Raw genomic sequence first — 19454 nt, forward strand, 5'->3', positions numbered from 1 at the left:
GCCGCAGCGCAGGACGGCGCCGCCGAGCGGCCGCGGGAGGGCGCCGAGCCGGCCGAGGCCGGCCCCGCGCTGCCGCCGCCGCCCGCGCCGGCGCCGCTGTTCTCGCACCTGCCCGAAGGCTGGGTGCTGGAGCTCTCCAGCTTCCAGCTCGACGGCGTGCAGGGCTTCGAGCCCGACGCGGCGGTGGTGCTCAACGTCACGCAGGACCACCTCGACTGGCACGGCGACATGGAGTCCTACGCCCGCGCCAAGGCCGCCATCTACGGCCGCCAGGCGGTGATGGTCGTCAACCGCGACGATCCCACCGTGCTGGCCATGGTGCCGCCGCCGACCGTGGTCAAGGCCAGCGTGCGCGGCGGTCGCCCGCGCGTGGTCTCGCGCGAGGTGGTGCGCTTCGGCCTGGACGAGCCGCGCGCGCCCAACGACTTCGGCCTGATCGAAGAGCGCGGCGTGGCCTGGCTGGTGCGCGCGCTGGGCGACGACGACCCGGGCCCGCGCCGGCGCCGCGACGAGCAGCCGCAGGTGCGGCTGCAGCGCCTGATGCCGGCGGACGCGCTGCGCATCCGCGGCCGCCACAACGCCGCCAACGCGCTGGCGGCGCTGGCGCTGGCCAGCGCCATCGGCTGCCCGATGGGCACCATGCTGCACGGGCTGCGCGAGTACCGCGGCGAGCCGCACCGCGTCGAGCCCGTGGGCCTGCTCGGCGGCGTCGAGGCCTTCGACGACAGCAAGGGCACCAACGTCGGCGCCACGGTGGCCGCGCTCAACGGCCTGGGCTCGGACCGCGACCCGGCCCGGCTGGTCGTGATCCTGGGCGGCGACGGCAAGGGCCAGGACTTCAGCCCGCTGGCCGAACCGGTGGCGCGCTACGCGCGCGCCATCGCCCTGATCGGCCGCGACGCGCCCGCGATCCAGGAGGCGCTGGCCGGCACCGACGTGCCGATGCAGGGCTTCGGCACGCTCGAAGCCGCCACTGCCTGGTGCTTCGGCCAGGCGCGCGCGGGCGACGCCGTGCTGCTGAGCCCGGCCTGCGCCAGCCTCGACATGTTCCGCAACTACGCGCACCGGGCCGAGGTGTTCGTGTCGGCCGTGGCCGCGCTGGCGGCCGAGCGGGGAGAGACGCTGTGAAGGCCGCCGCCTGGCTGCGCAAGTTCCTGCCCACGCGAGCCGCGGCGCGTGCCTACGCGCTGCCGGTGCGCGACTTCGTGCGCACCGCGCCGGCGCAGCCCGCGCGGCTGTCGGGCTTCGACCAGGGGCTGCTGTGGGTCACGGTGGGGCTGCTGGCGCTGGGGCTGGTGATGGTCTATTCGGCCTCGCTGGCGCTGCCCGACAACCCGCGCTTCGCGCGCTACGCGCCCACGCACTTCCTGGTGCGGCACGTGTTCGCGCTGGCCATCGCCTTCGTCGCGGCGCTGCTGACGGTGCAGGTGCCGGTGGCGCAGTGGGAGAAATGGGCGCCATACCTGTTCCTGGGCTCGCTGGCCGGGCTGGTGCTGGTGCTCATCCCGCACGTGGGCCTGTCGGTCAACGGCGCGCGGCGCTGGCTGCCGCTGGGCGTCATGAACTTCCAGCCCAGCGAGGCCGCCAAGCTCGGCATCGCCATGTACGCCGCGAGCTACATGGTGCGCAAGATGGACATCAAGGAGCGCTTCTTCAAGGCGGTGCTGCCGATGGCCGCGGCGCTGGCCGTGATCGGGCTGCTGCTGCTGGCCGAGCCCGACATGGGCGCCTTCATCGTCATCGCGGCGGTGGCGCTGGGCATCCTGTTCCTGGGCGGCGTCAACGGCCGCATGTTCTTCCTGAGCGTGGCGGTCCTGGTGGGCGCGTTCGTGCTGATGATCGTGTTCAGCGACTTCCGCCGCGAGCGCATCTTCGCCTACCTCGACCCCTGGGACGAGAAGTACGCGCAGGGCAAGGCCTACCAGCTCACGCACTCGCTCATCGCGCTGGGCCGCGGCGAGATCACCGGCCAGGGGCTGGGCAACAGCGTGGAGAAGCTGCACTACCTGCCCGAGGCGCACACCGACTTCCTGCTGGCCGTCATCGGCGAGGAACTGGGCTTCGTCGGCGTGGCCGCGGTGATCGTGGCGTTCTTCTGGCTGACGCGGCGCATCTTCCACATCGGGCGCCAGGCCATCGCGCTGGACCGCGTCTTTGCCGGGCTCATGACGCAGGGCATCGGCATCTGGATGGGCGGCCAGGCCTTCATCAACATGGGCGTGAACCTGGGCCTGCTGCCGACCAAGGGCCTGACGCTGCCGCTGATGAGCTACGGCGGCTCGGCCATCCTGATGAACCTGGTGGCGCTGGCCATCGTGCTGCGCGTGGACATCGAGAACCGCCAGCTCATGCGCGGAGGCCGCCCATGAGCCGCCACCTGGTGATCATGGCCGCGGGCACCGGCGGGCACGTCATTCCCGGCCTGGCCGTGGCGCGCGAGATGCAGCAGCGCGGCTGGAGCGTGAGCTGGCTGGGCACGCCTTCGGGCATGGAAAACCGGCTCGTGCCGCCCGAGGCCGAGTCGGGCATCGCGCTGGACCGCATCGGCTTTTCCGGGCTGCGCGGCAAGGGCTTGGTGCACACGCTCACCGGTGGCATGCGGCTGTTGAAGGCCTTTGCCGAGTGCCTGGGCATCCTGCGCCGCCGGCGCGCCGATGCCGTGCTGGGCATGGGCGGCTACGTCTGCTTTCCCGGCGGGATGATGGCCGCGGCGCTCGGAAAGCCGCTGGTGCTGGTCAATGCCGACGCGGCGCTGCTGCTGAGCAACAAGGCGCTGCTGCCGGTGGCCGACGGCGTGGCCTTCGGCTTCGACGGCCAGGCCGCCGCGCGGGTCAAGCACGCCACCGTCACCGGCAACCCGGTGCGCGCCGAGATCGAGGCGCTGCCCGCGCCCGAGGCGCGCTTCGCCGGGCGGCAAGGGCCGCTGAAGCTGCTGGTCGTGGGCGGCAGCCTGGGTGCGAAGGTGCTCAACGAGACGCTGCCCGCGGCGCTGGCGCTGCTGCCGCCGCAGCAGCGTCCGCAGGTCACGCACCAGACCGGCACGGCGCACATCGAGGCCGTGCGCGCGGCCTATGGCCAGGCCGGCGTGCAGGCCGAGCTGCTGCCCTTCATCGACGACATGGCGCGGCGCCTGGCCGATTGCGACGTGGTGCTGTGCCGCGCCGGCGCCGTGACCGTGAGCGAGCTGTGCGCCGCCGGCGTGGCCAGCATCCTCGTGCCGCTGATCGTCAGCACCACCTCCCACCAGCGCGACAACGCCGCCTACATGGCGCAGCACGGCGCCGCCGTCCACCTGCCGCAGGCCGAGCTCACGCCGGCCGCGCTGGCGCAGCGCCTGTCCGTGCTTGCGCGCCCGCAGCTGCTGGACATGGCGACCCGGGCCCGCGCGCTGGCCCGCCCGCGCGCCGCCGCGCGCGTGGCCGACACCATCGAAGAACTCGTCAAGACATGAAGCACGCGGTCAAGCACATCCATTTCGTCGGCATCGGCGGCGCCGGCATGAGCGGCATCGCCGAGATCCTGCACAACCTGGGCTACGTGGTCTCGGGCTCGGACCAGTCCGAGAGCGCCACCACGCGGCGGCTGCGCGAGCTGGGCATCCGGGTGCACATCGGCCACGAGGCCACGCAGGTCGAGGGCGCGCAGGCGGTGGTCACCTCCACCGCGGTGCGCGGCGACAACCCCGAGGTCATCGCCGCGCGCGCGAAGCGCGTCCCGGTGGTGCCGCGCGCGATCATGCTGGCCGAGCTGATGCGGCTCAAGGCCGGCATCGCCATCGCCGGCACGCACGGCAAGACCACCACCACGTCGCTGGTGACCAGCGTGCTGGCCGAGGCCGGGCTCGACCCCACCTTCGTCATCGGCGGCAAGCTCAACAGCGCCGGCGCCAACTCCGCGCTGGGCAAGGGCGAGCACATCGTGGTCGAGGCCGACGAGAGCGACGCCTCGTTCCTCAACCTCAGCCCGGTGCTGTCGGTGGTCACGAACATCGACGCCGACCACATGGACACCTACGGCCACGACTTCGCGCGGCTCAAGGGCGCCTTCGTCGAGTTCCTGCACCGCATGCCCTTCTACGGCGCGGCAGTCCTCTGTGGCGACGACCCCGGCGTGCGCTCGATCATGCCGATGGTGTCGCGCCCGATCGTGAGCTACGGCCTGGGCGAGGACGTGCAGGTGCGCGCCGTGGACGTGCAGGCGCTGCCCGGCGGGCAGATGCGCTTCACGGTGCGCCGGCGCAACGGCCGGCCGCTGCCGGACCTGCGCATCACGCTCAACCTGCCCGGCGAGCACAACGTGCGCAACGCGCTGGCGGCGATCGCCGTGGCCACCGAGCTGGAGATCCCGGACGAGCCCATCGTCGCGGCGCTGGCGAAGTTCGGCGGCGTGGGCCGGCGCTTCCAGCGCTGGGGCGAGCTGCAGGCGGCGCAGGGCCGCTTCACGCTCATCGACGACTACGGCCACCACCCGGTGGAGATGGCGGCGGTGCTGTCCGCGGCGCGCGGCGCCTTTCCGGGGCGGCGCCTGGTGCTGGCCTTCCAGCCGCACCGCTACACCCGCACGCGCGACTGCTTCGAGGATTTCGTGAAGGTCATGGGCCAGGCCGACGCGGTGCTGCTGACCGAGGTCTACGCCGCCGGCGAGAGCCCGATCGTGGCTGCCGACGGCCGCAGCCTGGCGCGCGCGCTGCGCGTGGCGGGCAAGGCCGACCCGGTGTTCGTGGACGACGTGGCGGCGCTGCCGCAGGCGATTGCCGACTTCGCGCGCGAGGGCGACGTCGTGATCGCCATGGGCGCGGGCTCCATCGGCGCAGTGCCGGCGCGGCTGGCCGAGCTGCTGCCGCGCGGCGAGTGAGGCGGGGGAATCAGGCGTGCAAACCGACGTGGGGATCGACGTGAGGATCGACGTGAAGGCGCTGGGCAAGGTGGCGGTGCTGATGGGCGGCAGCTCGGCCGAGCGCGAGATCTCGCTGCTGTCGGGCGGCGGGGTGCTGCAGGCGCTGCAGGCGCAGGGCGTGGACGCGCACGCCTTCGACCCGGCGCAGCGGCCCCTGGGCGAGCTCAAGGCCGAGGGCTTCGAGCGCTGCTTCATCGCGCTGCACGGCCGCCACGGCGAGGACGGCACGGTGCAGGGCGCGCTGGAGCTGCTGGGCATCCCCTACACCGGCTCGGGCGTGATGGCCAGCGCCGTCGCCATGGACAAGGTCATGACCAAGCGGGTGTGGGCCGCGGAAGGGCTGCCCATGCCGCGCCAGGCGCTGCTGCGCCGCCCGGAGTGCAGCCCCGAGCGGCTGGCCGCGGTGGTGGCGGAGCTGGGCCTGCCGCTGATCGTCAAGCCGCCGCACGAGGGCAGCTCCATCGGCATGACCAAGGTCGAGGAGGCCTCGCAGCTGGCCGCGGCGGTGGAGCTGGCCTCGCGCCACGACAGCGTGGTGCTGTGCGAGGAGTTCATCGACGGCGCGGAGCTGACCTGCCCGGTGCTGGGCGAGGGCGAGGCGGCGCAGGCGCTGCCCGTGATCCGCATCGTGCCGCCGGCCGCGGGCTACGACTACAACAACAAGTACTTCACCGACGAAGTGAAGTACCTGGTGCCCAGCGGCCTGGACGCCGCGCTGGAGGCGCGCGTGCAGCGGATCGTGCTGCAGGCCTACCGCACCCTGGGCTGCCGCGGCTGGGGCCGCGCCGACCTGATGCTGCGCCAGCGCGACAGCGAGCCGTTCCTGCTGGAGATGAACACCTCGCCGGGCATGACGGGGCACTCGCTGGTGCCGATGTCGGCGCGCGCGGCGGGCATCAGCTACGAGGCGCTGTGCCTGCGGCTGCTGGCGCAGGCGCAGCTCGACGGCGGCGCGCGGGGCTGAAGGGGCAAGGGCAGCAGACACCATGGTTGCGCGCGCAATGCCCCCGATGCCGCCGGACGTGCGGCTCACCAACGCGGTGGCTACGCTCATCTACCTGGCCGTGGCGCTGGCGCTGCTGGGCGCGGCCGTGCAGTGGGCGGCGCGGCTGCCCCTGTTCGCGCTGCGCGTGGTCAGCGTGGACGGCGAGATCGAGCGCAGCAACCCGGTGCAGATGCGCAACGAGGCCGTGCCGCAGCTCAAGGGCAACTTCTTCACGCTGGACCTGCAGGCCGCGCGCGAGGCCTTCGAGGCGCTGCCCTGGGTGCGCCAGGCGGTGCTGCACCGCGTCTTCCCGAACCGGCTGGAGGTGCGGCTGGTGGAGCACCGCGCCGCGGCGATCTGGAACAGCGACGACGAGGGCGGCGAGCCGCAGCTGGTGAACACGCAGGGCCAGATCTTCGAGGCCAACGTCGGCGACGTGGAAGACGAGGGGCTGCCGGTGTTCCAGGGCAGCGACGAGGCCAGCGCCGGCCGCATGCTGGGCCTGTACGAGCGGCTCAAGCCGGTGTTCGAGCCGCTGGGCGGCATCCGCTGCCTGCGCCTGAGCCCGGGCAACTCCTGGAGCGTGATGCTGGGCGGCACGGGCGACGCCAGGCAATGCAGGGTCAAGGGCAGCGCGCGCGTGGAGCTGGGGCGCGGCACGGACGTGGACCTGGCCGCGCGCGGCGAGCGTTTCGTGCGCACGCTGCCGCAGGTCACGGCGTTCTACGGGCGGCCGCTGCAGTATGCCGACCTGCGCCACAGGGACGCCTACGCGGTGCAGCTGCAGGGCGTCTCGACGACAACACCGGCCCCGGGGCCGGCAAAGAAAACGAAACCGGTCAGGTAGAGGGCGGGCAATGGCCAAGGAATACAAGGATCTTGTCGTCGGGCTGGACATCGGCACGGCCAAGGTGATGGCGGTGGTGGCCGAGGTGCTGCCCGGCGGGGAGCTGCGCGTGGCGGGGCTGGGCGTGGCCTCCTCGCACGGGCTCAAGCGCGGCGTGGTGGTCAACATCGACGCCACGGTGCAGAGCATCCAGCAGGCGCTCAAGGAGGCCGAGATGATGGCCGACTGCAAGATCGCGCGCGTCTACACCGGCATCACCGGCAGCCACATCCGCGGGCAGAACTCCACCGGCATGGTCATCGTGCGCGACAAGGAGGTCACGCCGGTGGACGTGTCGCGCGTGGTGGAGACGGCCAAGGCGATCAACATCCCCAACGACCAGAAGGTGCTGCTGGTCGAGCCGCAGGAGTTCGTGATCGACGGCCACGAGGTCAAGGAGCCCATCGGCATGAGCGGCGGGCGCCTGGAGGTGAAGGTGCACATCGTCACCGGCGCGCAGAGCGCGGCGGAGAACATCGTCAAGTGCGTGCGCCGCTGCGGGCTCGAAGTCGAGCAGCTGCAGCTCAACCCCAGCGCCTCCAGCGCCGCGGTGCTCACGGAGGACGAGCGCGCGCTGGGCGTGGCGCTGGTGGACATCGGCGCGGGCACCACCGACGTGGCCATCTTCACCGGCGGCTCGATCCGCCACACGGCCGTGATCCCGATCGCGGGCGACCTCATCACCAGCGACATCGCCATGGCGCTGCGCACCCCGACCAAGGACGCCGAGGAGATCAAGGTCGAGTTCGGCGTGGCCAAGCAGCTGCTGGCCGACCCGGCCGAGCAGGTCGAGGTGCCGGGGCTGGGCGACCGCGGCCCGCGCATGCTCAGCCGCCAGGCGCTGGCCGGCGTGATCGAGCCGCGCGTGGAGGAGATCTTCTCGCTGGTGCACCAGGTCATCCGCGACAGCGGCTACGAGGAATTGCTCTCCAGCGGCATCGTCATCACCGGCGGCAGCGCCGTGATGCCGGGCATGGTGGAGTTGGGCGAAGACATCTTTCTGAAACCCGTGCGCAAGGGGCTGCCGACCTATCACGGCGCCCTGCACGACATGGTGGCCAACCCGCGGTCGGCCACCGTGATGGGTTTGCTGGAGGAGGCACGGCTGGCCCGTGCGCGCGGTCTCAAGGCCGCTGCGCAGGCCGGCAGCGTGAAGACGATGTTCGGTCGCGCGCGCGACTGGTTTCTTGGGAATTTTTGACACCGGGCAGCAGTGCAGGGCTCCCGGCTGAGTCAACCTACAGACCATTGCACATCAGGAGGTGCAAACCATGGCTATCGAGATGATCGAGGAATTCGACCAGGGCACCCAGATCCGCGTGATCGGGGTCGGCGGCGGCGGCGGCAACGCCGTGGACCACATGATTGCCTGCGGCGTCCAGGGCGTTGAGTTCATCGTCGCCAACACCGACGCGCAGGCCCTCAACCGCTCGGCGGCGCAGCAGACGATCCAGCTGGGCGTCAGCGGCCTGGGCGCGGGCGGGCGGCCCGAGAAGGGCCAGGCTGCCGCGGAAGAGGCGGTGGAGACGATCAAGCAGCGCCTCGAAGGCGCGCACATGGTCTTCATCACCGCCGGCATGGGCGGCGGCACGGGCACCGGGGCCGCCCCGGTGATCGCGCGCGCGGCCAAGGAGATGGGCATCCTCACCGTGGGCGTGGTGACCAAGCCCTTCGAGTTCGAGGGCGCGCGCCGCATGAAGCAGGCCGACGCCGGCGTCGGCGAGCTCGAAGCCAACGTGGACAGCCTCATCGTCGTGCTCAACGAGAAGCTGCTGGAGACGCTGGGCGACGACGTGACGCAGGACGAGGCCTTCGCGCAGGCCAACGACGTGCTGCGCAACGCCGTGGGCGGCATCAGCGACATCATCCACATCCCCGGCCTGGTCAACGTCGACTTCGAGGACGTCAAGACCGTCATGAGCGAGCCGGGCAAGGCCATGATGGGCACGGCCACGGCCAGCGGCCCGGACCGCGCCAACAAGGCCGCCGACGCCGCGGTGGCCTGCCCGCTGCTCGAAGGCATCGACCTCTCCGGCGCGCGCGGCGTGCTGGTGCTCATCGCCGCGAGCAAGGCCACCTTCAAGCTGGCCGAGTCGCGCAACGCCATGAACACCATCCGCCGCTATGCCGCGGAGGACGCGCACGTGATCTACGGCACCGCCTACGACGAGAGCCTGGGCGACAAGCTGCGCGTGACCGTGATCGCCACCGGCCTGAGCCCGAGCAAGCGCGCCGCCGCCTCGATCAGCGTGGTGCACACCAACCAGCGCACCGGCACCGACAACCTGCCCGTGCTCAACACCGTGGCGGCCCCGGGCGGCGCCGCGGGCGCGGCCGACTACAGCGTGCCCAGCGTCTGGCGCCACGGCCGCAGCGCCGCGGCCAAGGTCGATGCGCTGGCCAGCAACGGCATGGACGAGATCGAGATCCCGGCCTACCTGCGCAAGCAGGCGGACTGAAACCGGGCCGCGGGCGTGCCGCCGCCGCCGTGGCGGCGCGCGCGCCTGGTCCCGGTCTCTCCTCCTGATGCCTGACACCTGCAAGCCGGGCCGCCGCGAGGCGGCCCTTTGCATTGCTTGACACGGCTTTGCGTTTCTTTGCGCGGCCCCACGCCGGCGCCGCCCCCCGGGTTCGGGGACAATCCGTGACATGGCCATGCTCAAGCAACGCACCCTCAAGTCGCTCACCCGGGCCGTCGGCGTGGGCCTGCACGGCGGCCACAAGGTGGAGCTGACGCTGCGCCCGGCGGCGCCCGACACGGGCATCGTGTTCCGCCGCATCGACCTGCCGGTGCCGGTGGACATCCCCGTCAATGCGCAGGCGGTGTGCGACACGCGGCTGGCCTCGACCATCTCGCCCGGCGGCGACCCCGGCGCCCCCAAGGTGCACACCATCGAGCACGTGATGTCGGCCTGCTGCGGGCTGGGCATCGACAACCTGCAGATCGACATCACCAACGAGGAAGTGCCGATCCTCGACGGCTCGGCCGCGAGCTTCGTGTTCCTGCTGCAAAGCGCCGGCATGGTCGAGCAGGACGCGCCCAAGCGCTTCATCCGCGTGCTCAAGCCGGTGGAGGTGCGCGAGGGCGAGGGCGCGGCGCTGAAGTGGGCGCGGCTGGAGCCCTACCACGGCTACAAGCTGAGCTTCGAGATCGAGTTCCGGCACCCGGCCGTGGACTCCACCGGGCAGCGCGTGGAGTTCGACCTGAGCTCCGGGCGCTACCAGCGCGACATCGCGCGCGCGCGCACCTTCGGCTTCACCAAGGACGTGGACGCCATGCGCGCGCGCGGCCTGAGCCTGGGCGGGAGCATGGACAACGCCATCGTCGTGGACGACACCCGCGTGCTCAATGCCGGCGGCCTGCGCTACGACGACGAGTTCGTCAAGCACAAGATCCTCGACGCCATGGGCGACCTCTACATCGCCGGCCACGCGCTGCTGGCTTCCTACAGCGCCTACAAGAGCGGCCACGCCCTCAACAACAAGCTGCTGCGCGCGCTGCTCGACGACGAGTCGGCCTGGGACATCGTCACCTTCCCCGACATGCGCCAGGCGCCGCAGGGCTTCGCGCAGCCCGTGCCGGCATGGTGACGGGGCAGCGCTGACGGCTTCGCGATGCTGATCTTCCGCCTCGTCTTCGGGCTGCTGCTGGTGGCCGGACTGCTGTGCTTCGCGATGTACATCGGCACGCGCGACCCGCGCTGGCGCCGGCGCGGCCTGGTCATCGTCAAGTGGACGGTGATCGCCGGCCTGGGCTTCTTCGGCGTCATCGCGCTGGAGCGGCTGACGCTGCTGCTGTAGCGCCCCGGGGCGCAGCGCGGCGCGGTGGCCATAGTTCACGCCGCGCCACGTTTCAAGCGCCGGAGTGTGCCGGGAGGTATCGGCACGGGCGCCGGCGTTTCATCCTGAAGCCGGCACCGGGCCGGCATGCCGATGCTGCCGGCATGACGATTTCCACCACCCCTCGATCCCCGCTTTCCCTGCCGTTCACCGGAGCGCTGACGCTGGTGCTGGCCGCCGCGCTCAGCGCCTGCGGCGGCGGCAGCGACGCCGACACCGACACCGCCGCCATCGAGGCCGCCTCCACGGTGGCCGCCGCCACCTCCGCCGAGGCGCTGGGCGAGACGGCGCCCGTGTTCATCGCCTCCGCCGGGATGGATGCGGCCGCCGCCACCGAGCAGGCGCAGGCCGTGGTCGCCGGCAGCGACTGCGCGCTGGCCAACTTCCAGGCCGAGCTGATGCAGCGCATCAACGCGTACCGCGCCAAGGGCGCGAGCTGCGGCAGCTACGGCAGCTTCGCGCCCACCACGGCGCTGGCCTGGAACGACCTGCTGCAGTCGGCCGCGGCGCGCCACTCGCGCGACATGGCCGGCAGGAACTTCTTCAGCCACACCGGCAGCGACGGCAGCAGCGCCGGCACGCGCATCACGCAGGCCGGCTACGCCTGGCGCACCTGGGGCGAGAACATCGCCGCCGGCCAGGGCACGGTGCAGGCGGTGGTGGACGGCTGGATGGCCAGCCCCGGCCACTGCGCCAACCTGATGAAGCCCGCCTTCAGGCACGTGGGCGTGGCCTGCGTCAGCAACAGCGCCAGCACCTACCGGAAGTACTGGACCATGGACCTGGCCGCGCCGCGCTGATCTCGGCCCTGCGCACCGCGCCCGGCGGGTGAGGGCGCAACCGCCGGCGTCCCGGCGCGCCGCGCATCGCCTACGATGGCTCCCGACACCGACACGCAAGGGGAGGGAGCCCGCCATGACATCGCCCGCATCCGGCGACCGGCGCGAGCTGCGCGTGCGCGGCGCGGCCTGGGCGCAGGCCGCCGCGCGCTGGCTGGCCGCGCGCGGCATCAGCCCCAACCAGATCTCCGTGCTGAGCATCGCCTTCGCCGCGGCCGGCGCGCTGGCGCTGTGGGCCGGCGGCGGGTGGTGGCTGCTCGTGGTGGCGGCCTGCATCCAGGGCCGGCTGCTGTGCAACCTGTTCGACGGCATGGTGGCCGTGGAGCACGGGCGGCAGACGGCGCTGGGCGCGCTCTACAACGAGTTCCCGGACCGCATCGCGGATTCGCTGCTGATCGTGGCCGCGGGCTACGCCGCCGGCTGGCCGGCGCTGGGCTGGTTCGGCGCGCTGGCCGCGGCGCTCACCGCCTACGTGCGCGTGTTCGGCGCGGCCTGCGGCTATGGCCACGACTTCCGCGGCCCCATGGCCAAGCAGCACCGCATGGCGCTGCTCACCGCGGCCTGCGTGCTGCAGCCCCTCGTGCCGGCAGCGTGGCCGCTGCAGGGCGCCGTGGCGCTGATCGCGCTGGGCAGTGTGCTGACCTGCATCACGCGCACCCGCGCCCTGGCGCGGCGGCTGCGCGGGCCGGGAGCCGCGCCATGAAGGCCTGGTATCGCCTGCAGCGCGACGCGCTGCTGACGCTGGTGCGCTGGATCGTGGGCGGGCGCGCCGCCTTCGACGCGCCGCTGCCGCTGCCCTGCGTCGTCTTCGCCAACCACAGCAGCCACCTCGACACGCTGATCCTGCTGGCGGCGCTCCCGCCACACCAGCGCGAGCACGTGCGCCCGGTGGCCGGCGCCGACTACTGGGACGCCACGCCCGCGCGCCGCTACGTCGCGCACCGCCTGCTGCGCGTGGTGCTGATCGACCGCGTGGCCGGCGGCGCGCAGGCGCTGGAGCCGCTGCACGCGGCGCTGGCCGCCGGGGACTCGCTGATCGTCTTTCCCGAGGGCACGCGCGGCACGCAGGCGCTGCCCGCGGCCTTCAAGTCGGGCCTCTACCACCTGGCGCAGGCGCACCCGGGCGTGGCGCTGGTGCCGGCCTACCTGCACAACCTCTACCGCACCTGGCCCAAGGGCGCACCGGTGCCGCTGCCGCTGCTGTGCCGGGTGCATTTCGGCGCGCCGCTCACGCCGGACGCGGGCGAGGCCAAGGAGGGTTTCCTGGCGCGCATGCGCGACGCGGTGTGCGCGCTGGCCCGGGACTGACACGCCATGCCGAACTTCAACCTCAGTCCCCAGTTCCTCAACACCGGCGCGCTGCTGCTGGCCATCCTGGTGCTGGCCTCCGTTGTCGGCGGCGTGCTGCACGCGCGCAGCGGCGGGCGCAGCGAGACGGTGCACAACCTCAATGCCCGCATCCGCGCCTGGTGGGTGATGGTGGCGGTGCTGTTCGTGGCGCTGGCGCTGGGCCGCGTGGCCACGGTGGTGGTGTTCGCCTTCTCCTCGTTCATGGCGCTGCGCGAGTTCCTCACGCTCACGCCCACGAAGCCCTCGGACTACTGGGCGCTGTTCCTGGCCTTCTTCGTGGCGCTGCCCATCCAGTACGTGCTGCTGGGGGTGCAGTGGTACGGGCTCTTCGCCGTGTTCATCCCGGTCTACATGTTCGGGCTGATTTCCTCCGCCTCGGCGCTGGCGCAGGACACGGAGGATTTCCTCTCGCGCAACGCGCGCATCGTGTTCGCGCTGATGGCCTGCGTCTACGGCGTGAGCCACGCGCCGGCGCTGCTGATGCTCGACACCCCGGGCTTCGAAGGGCGCGCGGTGGAGTTGCTGTTCTTCTTCACCTTCACGGTTCAGATCAGCGACGTGCTGCAGTACGTGTTCGGCAAGCTCTTCGGGCGGCGCAAGCTGGCGCCCAGGCTGAGCCCTTCGAAGACCTGGGAAGGCTTGATCGGCGGCGCGCTGGCGACCGTCGCGCTGGGCGCGGCGCTGCACGGCGTCACGCCCTTCGGCCCCGCGCTGGCGGCGCTGCTGGCGGCGCAGATCGTGGCCTGCGGCGTGCTGGGCGGGCTGGTGATGTCGGCGGTGAAGCGCTCGCTGGGTGCCAAGGACTGGGGCAGCGCCATCTCCGGCCACGGCGGCTACATGGACCGCCTGGACTCCATCACCTTCGCCGCGCCGGTGTTCTTCCACGTGGTGCGGTATTGGTGGACGGCGTAGCGGCGCCGGGTGCCGCGCCTCAGTACGCCCGCCCCTTGCGGTACATCGCGTGCTGGCGCCGCTCCAGCGCGCCGGCCGCCGTGGCCATGGCGGCCAGCGAGGTGCCGGCGTGCGCGTGCGCGATGGCGATGCCCAGCGCGTCGGCGGCGTCGGGCCCCGGCGGCGCGGGCAGCGCCAGCAGCCGCATCACCATGTGCTGCACCTGCTCCTTGCGCGCGTGGCCGCTGCCGACGATGGCCTTCTTCATCTGCAGCGCGGTGTACTCCGACACCGGCAGGCCGCCCGCCACCAGCGCCGCCAGCGCCGCGCCGCGCGCCTGGCCCAGCAGCAGCGTGCTCTGCGGGTTGACGTTGACGAACACGATCTCCACGGCCGCGCAGGTCGGCACGTAGCGGGCCTGAACCTCCTGGACCCCTTCGAAGATGATCTTCAGCCGCCCGGGCAGGTCGCCGCGCGCGGCGTCCTTGGTGCGGATGGTGCCGCTGGCGACATAGCTCAGGTGCGGCCCGTCGGCCTCGATGACGCCGAAGCCCGTGGTCTGCAGGCCGGGGTCGATGCCGAGGATGCGCATGAGGTCAGGTAAATGGAAGAGGAAGAAGGGGACGTGAAAACGCCGCCGCCCGGGGCCGCCTGGGGCCCGGCGCGGCGGCGTGGCTGTCAGCCTATCAGTGGCGGAAGTGGCGCGTGCCGGTGAACACCATGGCGATGCCGCGCTCGTCGGCCGCGGCGATCACCTCGTCGTCACGCACGCTGCCGCCGGGCTGGATCACGCAGGCCGCGCCGGCGTCCACCACCACGTCCAGGCCGTCGCGGAACGGGAAGAAGGCGTCGCTGGCCACGGCCGAGCCCTGCAGCGTGAGGCTCGCGTTCTCAGCCTTGATGCTGGCGATGCGCGCGCTGTCGATGCGGCTCATCTGGCCCGCGCCCACGCCCAGCGTCATGCCGCCGCCGCAGAAGACGATGGCGTTGCTCTTGACGAACTTGGCCACCTTCCAGGCGAAGAGCAGGTCCTGCATCTGCGCTTCAGAGGGCTGCAGCTTCGTGACGACCTTGAGGTCGGCCGGGTCGAAATCGCGGTTGTCGGCGGTCTGCAGCAGCAGCCCGCTGCCCACGCGCTTGGCGTCCATCAGGTTCAGGCCCTGTTCCCAGGCCGTGGCGCCGCCCGGGGGCAGGTCGATGTGCAGCAGCCGCGCATTGGCCTTGCTGGCGAACACGGCGCGGGCCTCGTCGGTGAAGCCCGGGGCGATCAGCACTTCCACGAACTGCCTGGCCACCAGCTCCGCGCCGGCTTTGTCCAGGGGGCGGTTGAAGGCGATGATGCCGCCGAAGGCCGAGGTCGGGTCGGTCTTGAAGGCCTTGCCGTAGGCCTCGGCGGGCGACGCGCCCACGGCCACGCCGCAGGGGTTGGCGTGCTTGACGATGACGCAGGCCGGCACGTCGAAGGACTTGACGCACTCCCAGGCCGCGTCGGCGTCGGCGATGTTGTTGTAGGACAGCTCCTTGCCCTGCAGCTGCTTCGCAGTGGCCAGCGAGCCGGGCGCGGGATGCAGGTCGCGGTAGAAGGCGGCCTGCTGGTGCGAGTTCTCGCCGTAGCGCAGGTCCTGGATCTTGACGAAGCGGCCGTTGCTCTGGCCCGGGAACGGGCTCTGCACGGGCTGCTGGCCTTCCTCGCCCAGGGTCAGCGAGGACAGGTAGTCGCTGATGGCGCCGTCGTACTGCGAGATGCGGTTGAAGGCGTCCACGGACAGCTTGAAGCGCGTGGCGCGGCTGACCTTGCCGTCGGCCTTGAGCTCGGCGAGCACTTGCGCGTACTGGCTGGCGTCGGTGAGCACGGCCACGTCGTTCCAGTTCTTGGCCGCGGAGCGCACCATGGCCGGGCCGCCGATGTCGATGTTCTCGATCGCGTCCTCCAGCGTGCAGCCGGGCTTGGCCACGGTGGCCTCGAACGGGTACAGGTTCACGACCAGCAGCTCGATGGTGTCGATGCCGTGCTCCTGGAGTGCGGCCATGTGCGCCGGCACGTCGCGCCGGGCCAGCAGGCCGCCGTGCACGCGCGGGTGCAGCGTCTTGACGCGGCCGTCGAGCATCTCGGGGAAGCCCGTGACCTCGGCCACCTCGGTGACGGGCAGGCCGGCGTCGGCCAGCAGCCTGGCGGTGCCGCCGGTGGACAGCAGCTTCACGCCCAGGGTGTTGAGCTGCTGCGCGAATTCGACGATGCCGGTCTTGTCGGAGACGGAAATCAGTGCGGTGGTCATGGGCGGGAGGTCGTTGTGAATCTGGTGACGGTGTCGGTGGCGGGGCGCCGCGCCGGCGCGCCGCGCGGCGCCGGGCTCGGCCGGGGACTCAGCCGGAGAGGGTCGTGGACGGGGCCGGGACGGCGTCGGAACCGGCGGCCACGGCGCCGTTGCCGCCGAGCAGCTTGTGCTCGACGAGCTTGCGCCGCAGGGTGTTGCGGTTGATGCCCAGCCATTCGGCGGCCTTGCTCTGGTTGCCGGCGGCGTGCTGCATCACCACCTCCAGCAGCGGCTTCTCGACGATGGTGATGATCATCTCGTGGACGGAGTGGGGCTGAGCGCCGTCGAGGTCCCGGAAATATTCCTCCAGGCTCTCGCGCACGCAGGCCTCGATCTGTTGCTTGCTCATGCGGTGAGTTCGAGTGTTTCTTCGTTGGCCGCCGCCAGCGGCAGGCGCTCGTGGCGCTGGGCGAGCGCGTCGAACCACTCGCCCACGGCCTGGAGCTGCGTTTCGCAGCTCTCGATGAGATTCATGCGGGCGCGGAAGTCCTCGCCGCCGGGCAGGGCGCGCACGGCCCAGCCGATGTGCTTGCGCGCGCTGCGCACGCCGCTGTACTCGCCGTAGAGGCCGTAGTGGTCCTGCAGGTGCTCCAGCAGCCAGCCGCGCGCCTCGGCCACCGTCGGCGGCGCCAGCAGCTCGCCGGTGGCGAGGAAGTGCGCCACCTCGCGGAAGATCCACGGTCGGCCCTGCGCGGCGCGGCCGATCATCAGCGCGTCGGCCTTCGTGTAGTCCAGCACCTGCTTCGCCTTCTGCGGCGAGTCGATGTCGCCGTTGGCGACCACGGGGATGTTCAGTGCCGCCTTGACCGCGGCGACGGTGTCGTACTCGGCCTGGCCCTTGTAGCCCTGCTCGCGGGTGCGGCCGTGCACGGTGAGCATGGCGATGCCCGCAGCTTCGGCCGCGCGCGCCAGCCGCAGCGCGTTCTTCTCGGCGGCGCACCAGCCGGTGCGCATCTTCAGCGTCACGGGCACGCCCAGCGGGGCGCAGGCCGCGACCACCGCCTCGACGATGGCAATGGCCAGCGGCTCGTCCTGCATCAGCGCGGAGCCGGCCCAGACGTTGCAGACTTTCTTGGCCGGGCAGCCCATGTTGATGTCGATGACCTGCGCGCCGCGGTCGATGTTGTAGCGCGCGGCCTCGGCCATCTCGGCCGGATCGACGCCGGCGATCTGCACCGCGATGGGCTCGACCTCGCCGGCATGGTCGGCGCGGCGCGAGGTCTTGAGCGAGTTCCACAGCTCCCGCTTGGAGGTGACCATCTCCGAGACCGCGTAGCCCGCCCCCAGCCGCTTGCACAGCTGGCGAAAAGGGCGGTCCGTCACACCCGCCATGGGGGCGACGAACAGCGTATTCGGCAGCGTGAGCGCTCCGAGTCTCATGGTCAGGCGGGGGGGAGGTGCTGAAAAAGGAGGCAGGAGTATAGCGGCGGCGCCGGGCGCGCCCGCCCGGGCGGCAGCCGTGCCCGGCATCGGGCGTGACGTGGAGCGCGGCCGTGCGCGGGAGTCCCGGGCCCGTCCCGGGGCTGGGCCGGGCGCAGCCCATAAGATGGGCCGATGGAAGCGTGGATGCAGTCCCTTTTGGCCGCCCTGGCCTTGCCCGAGTTCGGGCTGAGCACGGTGTTCGTCGTGGCGCTGGTGTCGGCCACGCTGCTGCCCATGGGCTCGGAGCCCGCGGTGTTCGGGCTGGTCAAGCTCGATCCAACGCTGTTCTGGCCCGCGGTGCTGGTGGCCACCGCCGGCAACACGCTGGGCGGGGCCATCAGCTGGTGGATGGGCTACGGCGCGGAGATCGTGGTCGAGCACGCGCGCCACAAGCCCACCGAGCACCGGGTGCTGGGCTGGCTGGAGCGCTTCGGCCCCAAGGCCTGCCTGCTGAGCTGGCTGCCCATCGTGGGCGACCCGCTGTGCGCCGTGGCCGGCTGGCTCAAGCTGCCGTTCTGGCCCTGCATGCTCTACATGGCCATCGGCAAGTTCGGCCGCTACCTGGTGATGACGGCGGCGCTGCTGTGGTGGTTTCCGGGGCGGTTCACGCCCTGACCGCGCCGGTGGGCGTGCTGCGCGCCACCAACCGTTGCGCCAGCAGGCTTCGTGGCCGCAGCGCCGCGCGCTCGACGGCCAGGCCCCGCGCCAGGGCCCGGTCGCCGGCACGCAGCGCGGCCTCGATCAGCGTCAGGTCCAGCAGGTCGCGCTGCGCATGGCTGCCGCCGAAGCGGTGCGCGCGGTGGCGGATCGGGCGCAGCAGCGCCACGCAGCGCGCGTGGTCGCCGTCGCCGAAGGCCATCACGGCCCGCGTCGCCGCGCCGCCGACCTCGCGGATGAAGCCCGCGTTGTCGTCGCCCGCCTCCAGCGCAGCAGCCTGCGCCTGCAGCAGCCGCTGCTGCTCGTCCACGCGGCCGGCGCCCGTGAACGCCAACATGGCGTGTAAATCGTTGAAGGCGTAGCGGCTCTCGCGCACCAGCGGCGCCCAGCGCTCGGCCAGCGGCTGCCAGCGCGCGCCCACGTCCAGGCCACGCAGCTGCAGCCGCCACAGCATGGCGCTGGCGTCGATCAGGTCCAGCAGCTGCGGCAGCCCCGAGCCGGCGATGGCCTCGTCGTAGAGCCGCAGCACCTCGTCGTGGTGGTCCAGCTCCAGGTGGAAGAGGGCCAGGTGCCACCAGTTGTGCACGCCCAGGAAGCTCCCTGGCGCCCAGCTCGCGGCGTTGGGCTCCAGCCAGGCGATGCCGTCGGCCGGCTGGTTGCGCATCTCCAGCGTGTGCGCCACGGCGTGCCAGGCCCAGCTGTCGCGCGGCTCCAGCGCCACGGCGCGCCTTCCCTGCGCCTCGGCCTGGGTGTAGTCGCCGGTCTCCTCCAGCCCGAAGGCGTGCATGCCCAGCACGGCGTGGAAGCCGGGCGTGGCCGCGTCCCAGGCGGGCAGGGCGCGGGCGATGCGGTCGCGCAGCATGCGCGAGTCGCCGGTGAAGAAGTCCACCTGGTGCCCGGCCTGCAGCGCCAGCGCGTCGCGCGGGTATTGCAGGGACAAGTCCTCCAGCGCGCGGGCGGCCTCGAACCAGCGCCCCTGCGCCAGCAACCCGGCGGCATGCAGGTGGGCGCGCTCGCGATCGTTGGCCGGCAGCGCCGTGCCCGCTGCCACGGCGGCGCGGGCCACGGGCAGGCCCTCGGGCTCGGTGCCGAGCAGGAACAGCCAGGCCTTGAAGGCGTGCGCCATGGGCATGTCCGGCGCGGCTTCCAGCGCGCGGTCGATGCTGGCGGCCGGGTCGCCGGCGAGGCAGCGCAGCTCGTGCGCGGCCTGCTCGAAGGCATCCAGGGCGGCGGGGGTGGCGCCGGTGAGGGCGTGGCCGGCGGCGTCGTGCAGCGTGGTCATGGCGTCGTCTCCTGTGGTTTCAGACTGCGCGTACCGTGCGCCCGGGGCGGGCACACAATCGCGAGGCGCCACTGTGGGCCGGGAGGCTCCC

Annotated in this window: 19 protein-coding genes and 1 pseudogene; 15 read left to right on the top strand and 5 right to left on the bottom strand. The window is 72.2% G+C overall.

The window, feature by feature from the left end; genetic code table 11:
• The 14 genes from murD to FJ694_RS16405 form a co-directional block, all read left to right on the top strand.
• A partial coding sequence (murD, locus tag FJ694_RS16340) for a UDP-N-acetylmuramoyl-L-alanine--D-glutamate ligase (protein WP_157268309.1) occupies positions 1 to 1128 on the top strand: 1128 nt, incomplete at its 5' end.
• 14 nt (positions 1129 to 1142) lie between these two features.
• Positions 1143 to 2369 carry a putative lipid II flippase FtsW gene (gene ftsW / locus FJ694_RS16345; RefSeq protein WP_375140227.1) on the top strand — a complete coding sequence of 409 codons (1227 nt, stop codon included), beginning with the start codon at positions 1143 to 1145 and terminating at the stop codon, positions 2367 to 2369.
• Complete coding sequence (gene murG / locus FJ694_RS16350) at positions 2366 to 3451, top strand: undecaprenyldiphospho-muramoylpentapeptide beta-N-acetylglucosaminyltransferase (protein ID WP_157268310.1); 1086 nt, start codon at positions 2366 to 2368, stop codon at positions 3449 to 3451. The genes ftsW and murG overlap by 4 nt, the downstream gene beginning before the upstream one ends.
• Entirely contained in the window at positions 3448 to 4854 is a 1407-nt protein-coding gene (gene murC, locus FJ694_RS16355; RefSeq protein ID WP_157268311.1) for a UDP-N-acetylmuramate--L-alanine ligase, read from the top strand. The genes murG and murC overlap by 4 nt, the downstream gene beginning before the upstream one ends.
• Before the next feature lie 16 nt (positions 4855 to 4870).
• Positions 4871 to 5860, top strand: coding sequence for a D-alanine--D-alanine ligase (locus FJ694_RS16360; RefSeq protein ID WP_375140226.1), 990 nt, complete (start codon positions 4871 to 4873; stop codon positions 5858 to 5860).
• Between the two features lie 22 nt (positions 5861 to 5882).
• On the top strand, positions 5883 to 6728 hold the full coding sequence (locus FJ694_RS16365; protein WP_157268312.1) for a cell division protein FtsQ/DivIB: 846 nt from the start codon (positions 5883 to 5885) through the stop codon (positions 6726 to 6728).
• Positions 6729 to 6738: 10 nt separating this feature from the next.
• Entirely contained in the window at positions 6739 to 7968 is a 1230-nt protein-coding gene (gene ftsA, locus FJ694_RS16370) for a cell division protein FtsA (protein ID WP_157268313.1), read from the top strand.
• 70 nt (positions 7969 to 8038) lie between these two features.
• Complete coding sequence (ftsZ, locus tag FJ694_RS16375) at positions 8039 to 9226, top strand: cell division protein FtsZ (RefSeq protein ID WP_157268314.1); 1188 nt, start codon at positions 8039 to 8041, stop codon at positions 9224 to 9226.
• Positions 9227 to 9422: 196 nt separating this feature from the next.
• Complete coding sequence (gene lpxC / locus FJ694_RS16380; protein ID WP_157268384.1) at positions 9423 to 10358, top strand: UDP-3-O-acyl-N-acetylglucosamine deacetylase; 936 nt, start codon at positions 9423 to 9425, stop codon at positions 10356 to 10358.
• Between the two features lie 24 nt (positions 10359 to 10382).
• Positions 10383 to 10568 (top strand): hypothetical protein, encoded by a 186-nt coding sequence (locus tag FJ694_RS16385; RefSeq protein ID WP_157268315.1) that lies wholly within the window; start codon positions 10383 to 10385, stop codon positions 10566 to 10568.
• 143 nt (positions 10569 to 10711) lie between these two features.
• Positions 10712 to 11407: a CAP domain-containing protein gene (locus FJ694_RS16390; protein ID WP_232540072.1), complete on the top strand. Its 696-nt coding sequence runs from the start codon at positions 10712 to 10714 to the stop codon at positions 11405 to 11407.
• A 115-nt stretch (positions 11408 to 11522) separates the two neighbouring features.
• Positions 11523 to 12149, top strand: coding sequence for a CDP-alcohol phosphatidyltransferase family protein (locus FJ694_RS16395; RefSeq protein WP_157268316.1), 627 nt, complete (start codon positions 11523 to 11525; stop codon positions 12147 to 12149).
• Entirely contained in the window at positions 12146 to 12754 is a 609-nt protein-coding gene (locus tag FJ694_RS16400) for a lysophospholipid acyltransferase family protein (RefSeq protein WP_157268317.1), read from the top strand. The genes FJ694_RS16395 and FJ694_RS16400 overlap by 4 nt, the downstream gene beginning before the upstream one ends.
• A gap of 6 nt (positions 12755 to 12760) precedes the next feature.
• Positions 12761 to 13708, top strand: coding sequence for a phosphatidate cytidylyltransferase (locus FJ694_RS16405; protein WP_157268318.1), 948 nt, complete (start codon positions 12761 to 12763; stop codon positions 13706 to 13708).
• A 19-nt stretch (positions 13709 to 13727) separates the two neighbouring features.
• Here the strand turns inward: FJ694_RS16405 and ruvC are convergent, their stop codons facing one another.
• The 4 genes and pseudogenes from ruvC to dusB form a co-directional block, all read right to left on the bottom strand.
• Positions 13728 to 14279, bottom strand: coding sequence for a crossover junction endodeoxyribonuclease RuvC (gene ruvC / locus FJ694_RS16410; RefSeq protein ID WP_157268319.1), 552 nt, complete (start codon positions 14277 to 14279; stop codon positions 13728 to 13730).
• A 94-nt stretch (positions 14280 to 14373) separates the two neighbouring features.
• On the bottom strand, positions 14374 to 15963 hold the full coding sequence (purH, locus tag FJ694_RS16415; protein WP_157268320.1) for a bifunctional phosphoribosylaminoimidazolecarboxamide formyltransferase/IMP cyclohydrolase: 1590 nt from the start codon (positions 15961 to 15963) through the stop codon (positions 14374 to 14376).
• 157 nt (positions 15964 to 16120) lie between these two features.
• A pseudogene (locus FJ694_RS16420) lies at positions 16121 to 16351 on the bottom strand (Fis family transcriptional regulator); the annotation flags it as partial.
• Complete coding sequence (dusB, locus tag FJ694_RS16425; RefSeq protein ID WP_157268322.1) at positions 16348 to 17382, bottom strand: tRNA dihydrouridine synthase DusB; 1035 nt, start codon at positions 17380 to 17382, stop codon at positions 16348 to 16350. The pseudogene FJ694_RS16420 and the gene dusB, both read right to left, overlap by 4 nt.
• 174 nt (positions 17383 to 17556) lie before the next feature.
• Between dusB and FJ694_RS16430 the strand changes: the two genes are divergently transcribed.
• Entirely contained in the window at positions 17557 to 18039 is a 483-nt protein-coding gene (locus FJ694_RS16430; protein WP_157268323.1) for a YqaA family protein, read from the top strand.
• On the opposite strand, the gene FJ694_RS16435 is transcribed toward FJ694_RS16430, so the two are convergent.
• Entirely contained in the window at positions 18029 to 19363 is a 1335-nt protein-coding gene (locus tag FJ694_RS16435) for a tetratricopeptide repeat protein (RefSeq protein ID WP_157268324.1), read from the bottom strand. The genes FJ694_RS16430 and FJ694_RS16435 overlap by 11 nt on opposite strands.
• Positions 19364 to 19454: the final 91 nt, after the last annotated feature.

The organism is Azohydromonas aeria (assembly GCF_009760915.1).
In the GTDB taxonomy this organism is placed as follows: Bacteria; Pseudomonadota; Gammaproteobacteria; order Burkholderiales; family Burkholderiaceae_C; genus Azohydromonas; species Azohydromonas aeria.